This is a genomic window from Ruegeria sp. SCP10, assembly GCF_040329495.1.
Classification (GTDB): Bacteria; Pseudomonadota; Alphaproteobacteria; order Rhodobacterales; family Rhodobacteraceae; genus Ruegeria.
Genome location: NZ_JBDZYF010000012.1, coordinates 1 through 15,104, shown reverse-complemented (window position 1 = coordinate 15,104; position 15,104 = coordinate 1). Strand labels below are relative to the sequence as shown.

Here is a 15,104-nt window from a genome sequence, read left to right as displayed (position 1 = left end):
CGCCTGCGGCATTGCATGTGCAGAAACTGCGATTGTGGCATCCGAAACAGGTGATTAAAGTTTAATCACTTTAAAAAATTCGAAGATTATTGCATGTGAAATGCATCCTGCGCAAAAAAAACGCGCGATTACGTGGCCGGGTTGGTGAATACGCGAAACGCTCGTTCGCGGGCTTCTCTAGCTTAGGCCGGAATCAAAGGAGTGCACCGCAATGATCGAGACACCGTATCTATTGTTTTTGGGCGATGCGCCCGACCTATTGGCCGCAAAGGTTGCGATTGGTATCCGTGATTGGCGGCCGGAAAACGCGGTAGGCCAAATCCGGCTGGAGGGGTGTAAAGCTGACCTTGGGTTGACAGAAATGACGCTGGCCGAAGGAAAAGCTGCTGGTGCCAAGACGCTTGTAATCGGGGTTGCAAACCGCGGTGGCATTATCAGCGAAACCTGGAAAGAGGTTCTGATCGCAGCGCTGGAAATGGGCTATGATCTGGCGTCGGGCCTTCACAACCTGCTGCGGGATGAGGGCGATCTGATCGCAGCCGCTCAGACCCATGGTTGCACCTTGCACGACGTTCGGGTTCCGACTGTGGGTTATCCGATTGCTAACGGGAAAAAGCGTACCGGCAAGCGCTGCCTTGCTGTAGGAACCGATTGTTCTGCGGGCAAGATGTACACGGCGATGTCGATGGATGCCGAGATGCGCGAACGCGGCATGAAATCCACATTCCGGGCCACTGGCCAAACCGGGATTTTGATCACCGGTCAAGGCGTGCCTCTGGACGCGGTCGTTGCAGATTTCATGGCGGGATCGGTGGAATACCTGACGCCTGAGAACGACCCTGATCACTGGGACCATATCGAGGGGCAAGGATCTTTGTTCCATGTCTCCTATTCCGGTGTCACCATGGCGCTGATCCATGGCGGGCAGCCGGACGCATTGATCTTGTGCCATGAACCAACCCGAACCCATATGCGTGGTCTGCCCGAGTATTCTCTGCCGACATTGCAGCAGCTGCGCGACACAGCGTTGCCCTTGGCGCAGGTGGCAAATCCCGATTGTCAGGTGGCAGGTGTGTCGATCAACACGCAACATCTGAGCGAGGATGACGCAAAAGCGTATATCGAAAAGGTTGAGGCTGAGTTGGGGCTTCCGGCCGCTGACCCCTATCGCTTTGGTGCGGGCAAGCTGGTGGACGCGCTGGCCGCTTTGTGATCAGAACATCCCGTCAGTGGCCACTCACGTCTCTGGCGGGCATTTTTCAAAACGATGAAGGAGCTTGCGCGTGCAGGTAGAGGTCTCTCGTGATGTGTTCCGACTGGCGCAGGTGTTCACCATCTCACGCGGGTCGCGGACCGAGGCGAAGGTGCTGACGGTTCGAATTTCGGACGGAACTCATCAGGGCTGGGGCGAATGTGTGCCCTACGCGCGCTACGATGAGACGCTGGACTCGGTTGAAGCTGAGATCGCGGGCCTGCCGTCCGAGTTCACGCGTGAGACGTTGATGGATTTGCTTCCAGCCGGGGCCGCGCGGAACGCTGTTGATTGTGCGCTTTGGGATGTGGAGTGCAAACGTGCAGGCAAGCGGGCTTGGGAATTGGCTGGTCTGCCGGTTCCGGGTCCTGAGATCACAGCCTATACGCTGTCGCTGGCAACGCCCGAAGCGATGCAGGTTCAGGCGGCTGAGAATGCGCATCGTCCTTTGCTGAAGATCAAGCTGGGCACGCCCGATGATATGCCCCGGCTAGAGGCCGTACGGGCTGGCGCGCCGAAGTCGACCATCATCATTGATGCCAACGAAGGTTGGTCCGCCGAGGTCTACGCCGACCTTGCACCGCATCTGGTGCGGTTGGGTGTGGCGCTTGTTGAGCAGCCTTTGCCCGCAGGTGAAGATGACGCGCTGATCGGGATGGACAGACCTGTGCCCGTTTGTGCAGACGAATCCTGCCATGATCGGGCCAGCCTGCCCGGACTGAAGGGCAAGTATGATGTGGTCAATATCAAGCTCGACAAAGCCGGGGGTTTGACTGAGGCACTAGCGCTGCGCGAGGCGGCTTTGGCCGAAGGCTACAAAATCATGGTGGGTTGTATGGTCGGTAGCTCTCTGGCGATGGCCCCTGCGACACTGTTGGCGCAGGGTGCAATGGTCACAGACCTTGACGGCCCGCTTCTGTTGGCCGAAGACCGCGACACACCGCTTACTTTTGATGACGCCGGGGTGCATCCGCCGAAAGTGGGCCTCTGGGGCTGAGGAGATAACATATGACCCGCACTGTTTACGTGAATGGCGACTACTTGCCTGAGACCGAGGCCAAGGTATCGATATTCGATCGTGGGTTTCTGATGGCTGATGCGGTTTACGAGGTGACCAGCGTTCTGGACGGCAAGCTGATCGACTTCGAAGGTCATGCGGTGCGCCTGAAACGATCTCTGGACGAATTGCAGATGGCCGAGCCCTGCAGCAAGGACGAACTGCTGGAGATTCATCGTAAACTGGTGGAGCTGAACGGTATCGATGAAGGTTTGGTTTACCTGCAAGTCTCGCGCGGCAGCGATGGGGACAGGGATTTTGTGTTCCCGTCCGAGGATACAAAACCGACGCTGGTTCTGTTCACGCAAAACAAGCCGGGTCTGGCAGACAGCCCTGCCTCGCGCAAAGGTGCAAAGATCATCTCGATCGACGACATCCGCTGGGGTCGCCGCGATATCAAGACCACGCAGTTGCTGTACCCCTCGATGGGCAAGATGATGGCCAAGGCCGCTGGGTGTGATGACGCCTGGATGATCGAAGACGGCTATGTGACCGAGGGCACCAGCAACAACGCCTATTTCGTGAAGAACGGCAAGATCGTCACGCGCCCCTTGTCCAATGACATCCTGCACGGCATCACCCGCAAGGCAGTTCTGCGATTGGCGGCTGAGGCGCAGATGGAAGTTGAAGAACGCCTGTTCACCATTGATGAAGCCAAAGAGGCGGATGAGGCCTTTACCACCTCGGCCAGCGCCTTCGTCATGCCAGTGGTTGAGATCGATGGTGTCACTCTGGGCGACGGCACGCCGGGGCGGATCGCCAAGCGCTTGCGCGAGATTTATCTGGATGAAAGCCGCAAGGCCGCAATATAGTCAAAAAGACCCGCCAATCCGGCGGGTCTTACTCTATGAGCCTCAGTCTTTTTTGCCCACATTCTCTTCGAAGGCGGTATTGAATGCGGCCTGTTTTTCCGCGCTGGCCTCGGTCTGATAATTGGCCTTCCACTCATCCATGGTCATGCCGTAGAAAACTTGACGAGCCTCGTCCTTGCCCATCTCGATGCCTTTTTCATTCGCAGCTTCCTGATACCAGCGTGACAGGCAGTTGCGACAGAATCCGGCCAGGTTCATCATGTCGATATTCTGAACGTCGGTGCGGTCTTCCATCAGGTGCTTTTGCAACCGACGGAAAGCCGCGGCCTGAAGTTCGATTTCGGTTTGCTTGTCCATTGTCTGGCTCCGGAATACAGGATGCGATCTCTTTCTGACCTAGCGTTCTGGCGTCTTTGTTTCAACAAGCTCTGTGTCATGCCAGCTTCAGGGCCAGCCACGGGATGATGCAGAAGATCAAGGTCAGTATCTTGTAGTTGGCCAGAAACCGAAAATAGGCACGTCGCACGTCTGGGCGTTCCATCTGGAATATACGGCCATGAATACCGGCTATCCAGCCCTGCATCAGAACAATCATAAGGGTTGAGAACAGCAAAACCGCGATGTTGAGCAGCGCCATCCAGCCAAAGACAGTTGTCAGAAACTCCTGTGTCATGGTCACCTCCATCTGCCCTGAATATGGGGGCTAAATGGAGGTTTCACAATGACGTGGATCAAAGGTCGCTGGCCACCAAGGCGTCCTGCAGGATCACCGCTAAGCGATCGGCCCAGGCCCGTTGTCCGGTGTGGTCTGCGATCAGATCATTGCGCAGCTCGATCAGGGCGTTTGGCCGATTGTGGGCTGTCCCATGTTTGTCAATTGCATCGCCGGGGAGGACGCCTGTGTAAGGTTCGTTTACACCAACGCAGAGATCATCTTCTACCCCGAGCCTATCGATCAGTGGGCGCGAAAACCTCTCATCCGATGTGTGCAAAACGCCGACATGCCAGGGGCGCGGCTCGCGGCCCCTGAGTTGTCGGGTGAACGAATGCATCGAGATAATGATCGCATCCGGTTTATTGGCTAGCTTTTCAAGCGCATCGTGATACTGGCGATAGCACATGTCTAAACGCCGCTCCCGCTCGGTCGTGTCGGCATCACGATTGCCGGGGATGATCGAACCGTCGTAGAGCTTCATCAAAAGCGTCGGATCATCCTCGCCCCGGTTGGGGTCGATCACGAGGCGCGAGAAATTTGCCGCGACGACTGGCGCGTTCAGATGCTCCCCCAAATGTTTTGACACTTCATAGGCGCCAACATCATAGGCAATGTGACGCTCCATATCCTCGCGTGGAAGGCCCAGATCTCCGCCATTGATCTCTGGCGGGACGGTGTTGGTTGCGTGGTCGCAGGTGATCAGCCAGCGGGAGGAGCGATCCTCGCCGTGCACAAAGTAAGGAGAGTACGTCATAAGCCTGTCATCAAGTTTGCCGCAGGTGTAGGGCAGTTGCGTCAAAAAGGGAATTGCGCAATAAGCATCCCGGCAACTGTTTGCGATAACATTTTGTGACTGCCGAGGAACAAGGAGAGCACAAGCAATGCGACGCCTTAGAAATGTAAAAATCGTGGCGACGCTGGGACCGGCGTCCAATGACTATGACACCATCCGCGCTTTGCATGAGGCCGGTGCAGACGTGTTTCGCCTGAACATGAGCCATGGCAGTCATGACGAGATCCGTGAACGGCACCGGATCATACGGCAGGTGGAAAAGGACCTGGACAGCCCGATTGCTATTCTTGCGGACCTTCAGGGCCCCAAGCTGCGGGTTGGCGTGTTTGCCAATGACGCCGAGGAACTGGTTGAAGGGGCATCCTTCCGTCTGGATCTTGACCCTGCTACAGGGGATGGTGCCCGCGTTTGCCTGCCGCATCCCGAGATCTTTGCGGCGTTGGAGCCTGGTGCACACCTTCTGGTAAACGACGGTAAGATCCGATTGATCGTCGATGAATGCGGTCAGGATTTCGCGAATTGCACCGTTGAAATCGGCGGTACGATTTCGAACCGCAAGGGCGTGAACGTTCCGGACGTCGTGCTGCCCGTGGCGGCTTTGTCGGCCAAGGATCGGGATGATCTTGAGTTCGTCTGCCAGTTGGGCGTCGACTGGCTGGCGCTAAGCTTTGTACAACGGGCCAAAGACGTGTTCGAGGCGCGCGCGCTGGCCGATGGCCGCGCCGCGATACTGTCGAAGATCGAAAAACCTGCTGCGGTTGAAGCCTTTGATGACATTCTGGATGCCTCGGACGGCATCATGGTCGCTCGCGGTGATCTGGGTGTAGAATTGCCCGTCTCTGCGGTGCCACCGATCCAGAAGCGCCTGGTGCGCAAATGCCGTGGTGCAGCCAAACCTGTGATCGTGGCAACCCAGATGCTGGAAAGCATGATTGAAAGCCCGATGCCGACACGCGCCGAAGTGTCCGACGTGGCCACCGCGATTTACGAGGGCACGGATGCCATCATGCTCAGCGCGGAATCTGCGGCGGGATCATACCCGATCGAAGCGGTGCAGACCATGAACAAGGTCGCTATCGAGGTTGAGGCTGATCCAACCTATACACAGATCATTGCAGCATCTCGTACTGCAAAGGGCACCACTGTAGCCGATGGGATCGTGGCTGCTGCCCGCGAAATTGCAGAGAAAACCGAGATCAAAGCAATCTGTTGCTTTACGCAAAGCGGCACCACCGCGTCACTGACAGCGCGGGAACGACCCGGTGTGCCGATCATTGCCATGACCTCGCTGATGGGAACTGCGCGCCGGTTGTGCCTGAGCTGGGGTTGTAATTGCGTCATGACGCCCGAGCTAGAGCGTTTCAAAAGCGCAGTGGTCAATGCAGCCCGCGCGGCCCGCGCCGGGGGATTTGCCTCAGAGACCGATCAGATCGTGGTCACCGCTGGCGTGCCTTTCAACGTGCCAGGCACCACCAATATCTTGCGCGTGGCACCCTGCGACGAACGCCTGATCTACAGCACTGATCCAGAGTAACGGGGCACTTCAGTTGCTTCAAAACGGCCCGCTCTGCCTTGCAGGGTGGGCCGTTTTGCCAAGAATCTCCTGATTTCTAAGCGAATTTTGTCCGTTTAGGGCGAAACTTGCAGATTGTATTTCATTTTCCGGTGGAAATTCCCGATAAAGGCCCTAGGGCGATCACTCAGCATGTTCCAGGTTCCGGTCGCCCGCCGGGGGCACGGGCCCCGGATAACAACCATAAATGGAGGAACGAAATGACAAACAAAATTGTCATCGGACTGGATGGGACAGAGACCGGAGAACGCGCGCTCACCTTCGCCAAGGAATTGGCTAAAGGGATGGGTAGCTGCGAGCTTCTGGTGGCCTATGTCATCGAATGGTCGCCTTACACATTCCAGACCCCAGAAGAAAATGCCCAACGTCACAAACGGCGCGAGGAGGAGCTTGAACTGGCGACAACGCGCATCGTCACCCCTGCGGTGGACGGTCTGAAGGCAGCTGGCTTCACAGCTCAAGGCGTGGTGCGTCACGGGGACGTGGCAGAAACCCTGAATGCGATCACGGTTGAAAACAACGGGTCGCAGATTGTGGTTGGCCGATCCTCGGCCGACGGTATCAAAAAGCGCATCTTTGGCAGCTCGACGCAGAATCTGGTGATGCATGCCGACGTGCCGGTCACAGTTGTGAATTGAGGGGGCAGAACAATGAAAGCTTTGAAACTACTTACTCTGCTTGTCGCATCCTTGTTCACGGCAAGCGCCGCTTTGGCGCAAGAGGCACCAGGATTAGATGATCGGATCAATCAGGCCTTTGCTGACCTGACTGGACCGTTCGTCAGCTTTATCTTTGCACCGTTTCCGGGAACCGGTTTCCCTTGGATCGTAGGTTGGCTTGTTGTCGCCGCAACGGTGTTCACGCTGTATTTCGCCTTTGTTCAATTTCGGTTCTTCGGCCATTCGATCAGCCTGGTCAAAGGCGACTACTCGGACCCGAACGATGCGGGTGAGGTCAGCCATTTCCAGGCGCTTGCCACAGCCCTATCGGGGACGGTCGGTCTGGGCAACATCGCCGGTGTGGCCGTTGCCATTGGGATCGGTGGACCGGGCGCGACCTTCTGGATGATCGTCGCAGGCCTTTTGGGCATGGCGTCGAAATTCACCGAATGTACGCTGGGCGTAAAGTACCGAAACGAATACGAAGACGGCACCGTTTCGGGTGGCCCGATGTACTACATGTCCAAAGGGTTTGCCGAGCTGGGCCTGCCGGGTGGTAAGATTCTGGCCGTTCTGTTCTCGATTTTCTGTATTCTTGGCGCGCTGGGCGGGGGCAACATGTTCCAGGCCAATCAAGCGCATCAACAGATCGCAGGTATCGTCGGGGACTATCCCGGTTGGATCACCGGTCTTGTCTTCGCGGGAATCGTGTTTGCGGTGATCGTGGGTGGTCTGAAATCCATCGCACGCGTCACTGAGAAGGTCGTTCCCTTTATGGGGGTCATGTATGTGCTGGCCGCGCTTGTCATCATCCTGATGCATGCTGACCAAATCGGCTGGGCATTCGGTCAGATCTTCGCCGGAGCTTTCACCGGACTTGGCGTTGCTGGCGGTATGGTTGGAGCGCTGATCCAGGGCTTCCGTCGTGCAGCGTTCTCGAACGAAGCGGGCGTGGGTTCCGCGGCGATTGCGCACTCGGCCGTGCGGACCAAAGAACCGATCACCGAGGGCTTCGTCTCGCTGCTTGAGCCGTTCATCGACACGGTTGTGATCTGTACCATGACTGCGCTGGTGATCATCATCACCCAGCAGCTGATCGTTGATCCGGCAACCGGCAATTACATGTTGAACGAAGCAGGGAATGCGATTGCAACCGTTGATGGCAATTCCGGCGTCAGCCTGACCTCGGCAGCCTTCGGCAGCGCGTTCAGCTGGTTCCCGTTTGTTCTGGCGATTGCGGTGGTGCTGTTTGCGTTTTCGACCATGATCAGTTGGTCCTACTACGGCCTCAAGGCCTGGACTTACCTGTTCGGCGAAGGTCAGACCAAGGAACTGGTGTTCAAGATCATCTTCTGCATCTTCGTTGTCATCGGCGCTGCGGCCAACCTTGGTCCGGTCATCGACTTCTCAGACGCGGCGATCTTTGCGATGGCGGTTGTGAACGTCTTTGCGCTGTACTTCCTGATGAAAGTGGTGCGGCAGGAGCTGGCTTCCTACGCTGCACGGCTGCAAAGCGGGGAAATCCGCAAGTTCGAACACTAAGCAATCTCACCGGGGCGGCCTACGTCGCCCCGGTGCCTCTGACCCTTTGCTGAATCCGCGGATTCTGGTCAAAACCCCCTTGCCAGCATGACAGAACTTGCGTAAACGGCGCATCTGTTGCGTGACCGGCCGAGATGGCATGCCGAGTCGCGTTTGAAACCGAACCCGAATGAAGGAGACGGAAATGCCTAAGATGAAGACCAAGTCGAGCGCCAAGAAGCGCTTTAAGGTGACTGCGACCGGTAAGGTCCTTGCTGGCCAGGCCGGCAAACGGCACGGCATGATCAAGCGGACCAAAAAGTTCATCCGCGACGCCCGTGGCAACACCACCCTGTCCGCCCCCGACGCAAAGATCGTCAAGGGCTACATGCCCTACGACCGCTAAGAGGAGATTAGAAGATGTCCCGCGTTAAAGGTGGAACCGTAACTCACGCCCGTCACAAGAAGGTTATCAAGGCCGCCAAAGGTTACTATGGCCGCCGCAAGAGCACCTTCAAGGTTGCCCGTCAGGCCGTCGACAAGGCCAACCAGTATGCAACCCGCGACCGTAAGAACCGCAAGCGCAACTTCCGCGCGCTGTGGATCCAGCGTATCAACGCTGCTGTGCGTTCGCATGACGAGGCCCTGACATATTCCCGCTTCATCAATGGCCTGAACCTGGCTGGTATCGAAGTGGACCGCAAAGTTCTGGCCGACCTGGCCGTGCACGAACCGGAAGCGTTCGGCGCGATCGTCGCCAAAGCTCAGGCCGCTCTGACAGCTTGATCCTCTGCAAAGAGACAGTGAAAGAAAGACCGTCCCGTTTGGGGCGGTCTTTTCTTTATGTTGTAAGGGAAAGGTCGCAGGACACAGGTTTTAGGCGCATACTTTCACAGGACTGCGACAAGTTGAACGATTAGGAACTACAGCCGTGACTTTCGCTGCCCAAGTGTCTCTGAAACACGATAATCTTCTCAGAAATTTGGTATTGGACGACGCTACTCACTTCTCTTGTTGGTCATCTGACGTGCGTCAACCATTTAGCGGAACGTCATCAAACAGAGCTGAACGTACGCCTTCTTGCAATTTAGCTGTACAACTATCGGTAAAAACGCCCACCTGAGAGCGCAGCTTCCAGCACTCAGCGTGTACTAGAGATACCTCTGCAGGCATTCGTTCACGAACGCATTGTGAAGAACGCCCTATGAGCTTCCAAAAACTGTCTCCAAACCACATGTATCCTGCAGCAACTTCTACATAATTTTGGCAGAGCCGGTAGCGGCCAGGATTTTGGCTGGTATCTACTATCTGTTGTTCAAGTGGGAATGGCAGGCCGTTGGACTTCATTGGCAAGCCCTCCATCGACAGGCCGAGCGCCTTGAAATCGAGCGGATCACAAATACTCTGATAGTACTGATAGTTTTCATCAACTAAATGCGCCTGCGTGAAATTTAGATCGTCCGCTAGTGTTGCTGAGATTAATTCGTCGCAAAACTCAGGGGTTAAAACAGCCAAGTTAGACTTGATGAACACGTGATCGTAATTTTGACCAGCGTTTTGTCCATAACTGAAGCTGAACCCGTCTCCCAACACCTCAAATGATGGAACATGAGCACCGTCAAGAATCTCCTCGATTTTGGATGCTCTTATAGACGTCCGATTGATGTCAGCCGATCTAAATGAGACCGATATTTCATCTGGGATACCTGTGTGGTGAAACTGAGACCATATTGCTGAAGCATACAACTGCTTCCAGCGCCCAATAATCCACAGCGCCCGATCAAATCGACTAGAATTCATCGAGTCTTACCTGTACGCCAAATTCTGCACCATATTGACCCAACGCCGTCGCACTCGCACCACTCTTCATTTACTGGCTATGGGTCATGCCCCTAAAGATCTCGCTCCAAAAAATGGTCCGACATAGTTCTCAAGTATTCCATGCGCTTCGTGTAATTAGGCGCGAAATCCGCTGTGGTTCTAACTTCGCCATACTTACTTACAACGATAGCGCACAACTTCATGCTGGCTTTCTGAGGTATCTCAATATTGCTGTTTCGAAAAAACATCCAGGCTCGATCATAGCCCATACAATTGGGTGCCAGCACTTCTTGTTCATGGGCCAAAAATCCACGCCAATCTCGTTCACCCGCTTCAGTTGCAAGTGACTTAATTTCTGCAAAAGTTAGTTCGCGTCGTTCCATCAACGATAACCTAGTATAACTGTTACGTTTGGCTGTAGATCAACAATGCTTCCGAGCTGCGGATCAACACCGTTCATTTTGGCCGTTTCGATCAGAGTATAGGCGATAGCAGCAGCCTTGCCGCCCCCAAGGGCGCCCATGAACAAGTAATTCTTGCGGCCAAGCGCGATGGGGCGGATGCTGCGCTCACAAATGTTGTTGCCGAATTCCAGCCATCCGTCGCTGAGATAAGCGCGGGCTTTGGGCATGCTGCTGAGTGCATAGCGGATGGCGGCAGCTAGGGGTACAACAACCATGCCGCTCTTACACCGCCATCGGCTTTTCGTTTTCGCCACTCGCGCTCACGCAGCATTTTGGGATTTCTCCGTTGTTTGGGTGCATTCAGGTCACTAGCCAAAGCCTGCAAATCCTGACCAGATGCCAATCTTTCACGCACATGGGCCCGAAATTCCAAAGGTGGATCAACTTGATATTCTCTTACAAGGTAATGTAGAAGACCCGACCAGCGGTACTTGTCGTCTTCGCCCCCATCCTGTTCAATGGTACGGCTCTCATTCAAAGGGTCTACTGGATAACTTAACCAACCACCGGAATCAGTGAAAAAATCCATGTAATTTGATATTTTGGAAGCTTCATCATTAGACAAAACACCTACATGATCTTGCAAGTCATCGAACAATGGTTCGTAAGCCGGGTAGTCTTTCCCACGTTTTACCGACCAAAAATTTAGACTATCTATTGACCGCATCACCAAGTCCCCATCATTCCGGCAAGAATATAGTCGAATTTGGATCAGATACGTCGACACTCGTTGGGACCGCCATCAAGCTGAGACGCGTTCTTTAGCTCTCTGTTCGAAGACATTCAGGAGATTTCTTACTTGGCTCGTTTAAGGTCCTGCTTCCAGTATTCCTCGGGGATAGTGTGCCTGTTATTAGTTTAAACACTGGGTGCAAGCCTTGCACAGTTTTGATCCTAGCTAATGCCGAAATAGATTTCGTCGTCTTCAAAACGCATTTCCAAAATCCTATCGTTGTCTAAATGCAGCGCGACGACGGTTTTATCTGAGCTTTCTCTATGAAGTACCGTTTGAACAATTTCTCCGCCATCCAACGCACCTCCAAGATGCCTCAGCAGCGGAGCAAGAAAAGTGTACCCGATTTTGTTATCGAAGAACAATCGGGCAATGGGGTTGCCTTCGCGCCGAATCCGTCCACACCCATTGGCCGATAACTCATGCAGTCCTCCGTCTTTGCCACAATACACAACACTGGTTGGTGCGCTTACTTCTCCTTCATGAGTCGCAAAGTAGACCGCCATAAGCTTGGATACCGGTAATCCCTTAAGTTCATCGCAAATGGATTTCGGCATTGCTTGTTTAACTCAGCGATAAACTTCTCTATCGCGCCTTTGTCATGCTCAATTAGTTACTCAGTTCACTTATAGTGGTCGGTTATTTTATACAGCGATTCATTTGACGAACAGACAAACCTGTCTGAGTTTTGGATTCCGCCTATCTAGCTAATATCGATTTCAAGCCAATCTCGTCCGGGCGATGAAGGAAGCAATGAAAGATCAACCAAGCCTAGAATCGTCGTCTTCAAAAACCTTACCCAACTCATTGTCAAAATAGACAATTTTGAAACTTTCTAATTCTCGCCTAACACAATTCCACAGCCTCCAACCTTCTTGATTGAAAGCTATAGCTTTTTCTGATGTTTCAAACCCGGATTGGATCGGATCAGATTGATTTAGCGTTCTATCATATACCTGCGCCCATTTACACAGCGCCTCCCTTGTATCCTCGGACAATGGAAGAGTGTTGGGATCCACATTTGTTACATCCGATAGGTTCCAAAGGGGCCAACAATCATAATCTGCCATTAGTTTGAGCCTTGGGCGCGTGTCTTTCAATGTACGATCCTCTAAGGCAACGACGTAGGGTTCGCTCCGACGATGAAGCCGTTGCCACCGACGGTAATCGCCATACGACGGGTTTGACCATTAAATGAATACTCATAGCTAGGTCGGCCGGTTCCAGAGCCCTGATAGCCAATGGTTTCGACATTGCTTGTTTCCGATACAGGATCATGATTGGAAGTCAGCATATTCCCAAGCAGCATATCTGGAGAGTTTATTGGCGACCTCCGCCCAGTCTTTGCCACTAGTACCGCTACAAAGTTCCGATATCATTGCTTTTAAAGAAAAAAAATCATATTCTTTCACTATTATCAGTTCTCTTCCAAATAAACCGAAATCACCGAAGTCGGGGTTGATCATTTTTGTGGTGATCCATTTTGGAGTACAAACAAAGAACTGAAAGATGTTACCGGAATCCTCTCCTTTTGGACCGATAGTTGCGTCCAGGGTAAATCCAAATAGCTCTTCGTCATCTGGCCAATACACCCGTTCATCTATGTCGGAAGAGGTCAATGACTTCAGTTCAGCTTCCATTTATTAACCTCAATCGCTAATAGCTTTCGTCATTTCTTGTTTAGCTCAGCGATAAACTTCTCCATCGCGCCTTCGTCATGCTCGATTAGTTGGTCAAGAAACTCTCGATCCAGCAACATCGGATGCATAAAAGCGTCTTTGCCGCGTGTGTCTTTTGCTAAAACCAACCCGTCCAACGAGGCGTCAACAACTTCACAATCCGAAGCTGGCACCGATAACAACCCTGGATACCCTAGTTCAGGTACAATGAGATGATATCGCTCAACATTTCCACGGTACTCAGCCCAATAGATACCGTGCACATCCACTGACGAGGTTCGTCCATTTTCTCTTATTTGCAATGCAGTACTGAAGCCTTTCAAATCAAAGTTCATTTGCCGGGAAAAGTACGCTTCATGGCTCCTAGCTCCAGCGCGACTTGTAATTTTATCTGCCCCTGTTTGTTCAAGCCTTTTTGATACTCGAAAATGCTATATTTATCATAGGACTCCACAGTTTCGTCAGAAATCTCTACGTAACAAACTATGGACCCATTCACCAGCAGACTACAAGTTTGATAGCCTGAAAGCTTATACCCGCTCAAATAATAGGCGCTTTTGACAGTTCCGATTTTTTGGCGGAGTAAATCTATCAGTCTAGGGTCACCGCCATCTTCCAGAAGATGTCGAGCTCCTTCCTCCAGCTCTTTTCTATACTGTTCCTCAATTGAACTCCCTATCAGTTTCATCATCTCTTCAAGGTCAAAAAAACTATACTTATTCCGTCATGGCGCCCCGAACTTCGTGATCATCCTAGATATGAGAAAGTTCTAATAGCGCTTAATTTTCTTCACGCGGGTCATAACATGTAGGAGGACCATCAAAACCATCCCAAAAGAACCAAAGCCGGCTACAATTCGAGCACTTTAGAAAATGCGTAAATTTTCTATATAGGTCTTCCGCGTCTATTTTTTCTGAGCAGCCATCATATTCGATATCTGATATGGTAAGCCATTCGTTTGGGTTCGGTATGGCACCTATATCAAGCCGTTGTCCACATGTGCATGAAAATGAAGGCATTCGTTCAGTTCCCAATAATGACGATATCAGTGATATTAGTTGCTCCGGCACCGTTCACGCGACCAAGTACATTGCCAAGTTGATCCGCCGTCACAGTTGAATTTGAAAGATCAACAACAATGCCAGTAGCTTGGTCATTTTTCTTTGCAATTGCTGAAATGATTCGATTTGGATTAGCTGAAGTTGGCGTATACACATCATATGGAACACCATCTACCAGAAGATCTGAAGTTCCACCTCCAGCTCTTGTTCCAACCGGATCACGCAACTCAACATTTCGGCCCAAGCTTGCCATATGCTCCGCAGCTGCGCGTTCACTGGCAGATGGATTGGCCGCTGTGATGTCAAGATTCCCCCGATTTTTACCTCCCAGAACAATATTTTCAACATCTCCGGCGTCATTTGCAACCGTACCGTCTGGCCGCATGATACCTGTTTCACCATCCGGGCCCTTTACCCACTGGTGTCCGTCCGGCAGGTCGGGACGCGCTGCCCCAACACTGTCGTCCAGCGCCTTATAGGCTGCATCTGCGACGTCGGTGTCTCCATTTCTCCGCATCCATCGGATAAGGCGCATGCCGATTTTGTCGCCCGGAATGATCTGCCCCGCCGTCATGGAAATGCCGGTTTCGACGGCATAGGTTTGGGCCATTTCTGCGACACGATCACATGCAGCCTGACTGCCTGCGTCACAGGCAAGTCCTGTTTGCGCCAGGTCATAGGCGTCCTTGCCTGTCAAGTAGTAATCAGTTGCAGTCAACCCTCCGACCAGGGCCGGGATGATAAACACACACGGACCACAGTTGTTGTCATAATCCAACAACGCCGCTGAAGCCGTGGCGTAGACATTGTCAGCTTCACCACCAGATGCCAGAACGCCCGCAATCGCGGCTACTGAGCCTCCCCAACTGAGCTGTTCCACCGCTATGTTTAGGAAACGGAGGACCACGAATGGCAAACAAGCGACCGAAGCCCGAAGAGATTGTCTCGAAGTTACGGCAGGTTG

The 15,104-nt window shown here is 53.2% G+C and carries 20 protein-coding genes and 1 pseudogene; 8 read left to right on the top strand and 13 right to left on the bottom strand.

All coding sequences use genetic code 11. The features are described from left to right. Positions 1-211 precede the first annotated feature (211 nt). The 3 genes from dgcN to ABLN87_RS18730 all read left to right on the top strand — a co-directional run bounded on the left by dgcN (position 212) and on the right by ABLN87_RS18730 (position 3,121). Entirely contained in the window at positions 212-1,213 is a 1,002-nt protein-coding gene (gene dgcN, locus ABLN87_RS18740) for an N-acetyltransferase DgcN (RefSeq protein ID WP_353013230.1), read from the top strand. Positions 1,214-1,283: 70 nt separating this feature from the next. Further along, on the top strand, positions 1,284-2,249 hold the full coding sequence (gene dgcA / locus ABLN87_RS18735; RefSeq protein WP_353013228.1) for an N-acetyl-D-Glu racemase DgcA: 966 nt from the start codon (positions 1,284-1,286) through the stop codon (positions 2,247-2,249). A gap of 11 nt (positions 2,250-2,260) precedes the next feature. Further along, a complete protein-coding gene (locus ABLN87_RS18730; RefSeq protein ID WP_353013226.1) occupies positions 2,261-3,121 on the top strand; it encodes a D-amino-acid transaminase in 861 nt (286 codons plus the stop codon). A gap of 42 nt (positions 3,122-3,163) precedes the next feature. On the opposite strand, the gene ABLN87_RS18725 is transcribed toward ABLN87_RS18730, so the two are convergent. From ABLN87_RS18725 to ABLN87_RS18715, 3 genes are all read right to left on the bottom strand, one after another. Then, positions 3,164-3,478, bottom strand: coding sequence for a DUF1244 domain-containing protein (locus ABLN87_RS18725; protein WP_353013224.1), 315 nt, complete (start codon positions 3,476-3,478; stop codon positions 3,164-3,166). Positions 3,479-3,554: 76 nt separating this feature from the next. Continuing rightward, positions 3,555-3,794 (bottom strand): DUF6868 family protein, encoded by a 240-nt coding sequence (locus tag ABLN87_RS18720; protein WP_353013223.1) that lies wholly within the window; start codon positions 3,792-3,794, stop codon positions 3,555-3,557. Positions 3,795-3,852: 58 nt separating this feature from the next. Next, complete coding sequence (locus ABLN87_RS18715) at positions 3,853-4,590, bottom strand: N-formylglutamate amidohydrolase (RefSeq protein ID WP_353013221.1); 738 nt, start codon at positions 4,588-4,590, stop codon at positions 3,853-3,855. Between the two features lie 127 nt (positions 4,591-4,717). Between ABLN87_RS18715 and pyk the strand changes: the two genes are divergently transcribed. The 5 genes from pyk to rplT all read left to right on the top strand — a co-directional run bounded on the left by pyk (position 4,718) and on the right by rplT (position 9,168). Beyond that, on the top strand, positions 4,718-6,163 hold the full coding sequence (pyk, locus tag ABLN87_RS18710) for a pyruvate kinase (protein ID WP_353013219.1): 1,446 nt from the start codon (positions 4,718-4,720) through the stop codon (positions 6,161-6,163). 239 nt (positions 6,164-6,402) lie between these two features. Continuing rightward, a complete protein-coding gene (locus ABLN87_RS18705; protein ID WP_170531537.1) occupies positions 6,403-6,840 on the top strand; it encodes a universal stress protein in 438 nt (145 codons plus the stop codon). Positions 6,841-6,852: 12 nt separating this feature from the next. After that, positions 6,853-8,403, top strand: coding sequence for an alanine/glycine:cation symporter family protein (locus ABLN87_RS18700; RefSeq protein WP_353013216.1), 1,551 nt, complete (start codon positions 6,853-6,855; stop codon positions 8,401-8,403). 184 nt (positions 8,404-8,587) lie between these two features. Next, positions 8,588-8,788 (top strand): 50S ribosomal protein L35, encoded by a 201-nt coding sequence (gene rpmI / locus ABLN87_RS18695; RefSeq protein ID WP_010443552.1) that lies wholly within the window; start codon positions 8,588-8,590, stop codon positions 8,786-8,788. Positions 8,789-8,802: 14 nt separating this feature from the next. Then, a complete protein-coding gene (gene rplT, locus ABLN87_RS18690) occupies positions 8,803-9,168 on the top strand; it encodes a 50S ribosomal protein L20 (RefSeq protein WP_152457001.1) in 366 nt (121 codons plus the stop codon). Between the two features lie 246 nt (positions 9,169-9,414). Here the strand turns inward: rplT and ABLN87_RS18685 are convergent, their stop codons facing one another. From ABLN87_RS18685 to ABLN87_RS18640, 10 genes and pseudogenes are all read right to left on the bottom strand, one after another. After that, complete coding sequence (locus tag ABLN87_RS18685) at positions 9,415-10,182, bottom strand: hypothetical protein (RefSeq protein WP_353013214.1); 768 nt, start codon at positions 10,180-10,182, stop codon at positions 9,415-9,417. Between the two features lie 92 nt (positions 10,183-10,274). Further along, positions 10,275-10,586 carry a hypothetical protein gene (locus ABLN87_RS18680; protein ID WP_353013212.1) on the bottom strand — a complete coding sequence of 104 codons (312 nt, stop codon included), beginning with the start codon at positions 10,584-10,586 and terminating at the stop codon, positions 10,275-10,277. Positions 10,587-10,642: 56 nt separating this feature from the next. Then, positions 10,643-10,867 (bottom strand): annotated as a pseudogene (locus ABLN87_RS18675) (IS66 family transposase); the annotation flags it as partial. Beyond that, entirely contained in the window at positions 10,864-11,334 is a 471-nt protein-coding gene (locus tag ABLN87_RS18670) for a hypothetical protein (RefSeq protein WP_353013210.1), read from the bottom strand. The pseudogene ABLN87_RS18675 and the gene ABLN87_RS18670, both read right to left, overlap by 4 nt. 227 nt (positions 11,335-11,561) lie before the next feature. Further along, entirely contained in the window at positions 11,562-11,957 is a 396-nt protein-coding gene (locus ABLN87_RS18665; RefSeq protein WP_353013208.1) for a hypothetical protein, read from the bottom strand. Between the two features lie 204 nt (positions 11,958-12,161). Beyond that, positions 12,162-12,500, bottom strand: coding sequence for a hypothetical protein (locus ABLN87_RS18660; RefSeq protein WP_353013206.1), 339 nt, complete (start codon positions 12,498-12,500; stop codon positions 12,162-12,164). A 174-nt stretch (positions 12,501-12,674) separates the two neighbouring features. Beyond that, positions 12,675-13,040 carry an Imm8 family immunity protein gene (locus ABLN87_RS18655; RefSeq protein WP_353013204.1) on the bottom strand — a complete coding sequence of 122 codons (366 nt, stop codon included), beginning with the start codon at positions 13,038-13,040 and terminating at the stop codon, positions 12,675-12,677. A gap of 29 nt (positions 13,041-13,069) precedes the next feature. Further along, positions 13,070-13,414: a hypothetical protein gene (locus ABLN87_RS18650; RefSeq protein ID WP_353013202.1), complete on the bottom strand. Its 345-nt coding sequence runs from the start codon at positions 13,412-13,414 to the stop codon at positions 13,070-13,072. Then, positions 13,411-13,770 carry a hypothetical protein gene (locus ABLN87_RS18645; RefSeq protein WP_353013200.1) on the bottom strand — a complete coding sequence of 120 codons (360 nt, stop codon included), beginning with the start codon at positions 13,768-13,770 and terminating at the stop codon, positions 13,411-13,413. Before ABLN87_RS18645 ends, ABLN87_RS18650 begins: the two co-directional genes overlap by 4 nt. A 332-nt stretch (positions 13,771-14,102) precedes the next feature. After that, positions 14,103-15,104 (bottom strand): hypothetical protein (locus ABLN87_RS18640; protein ID WP_353013199.1); only part of this gene is annotated, 1,002 nt, incomplete at its 5' end.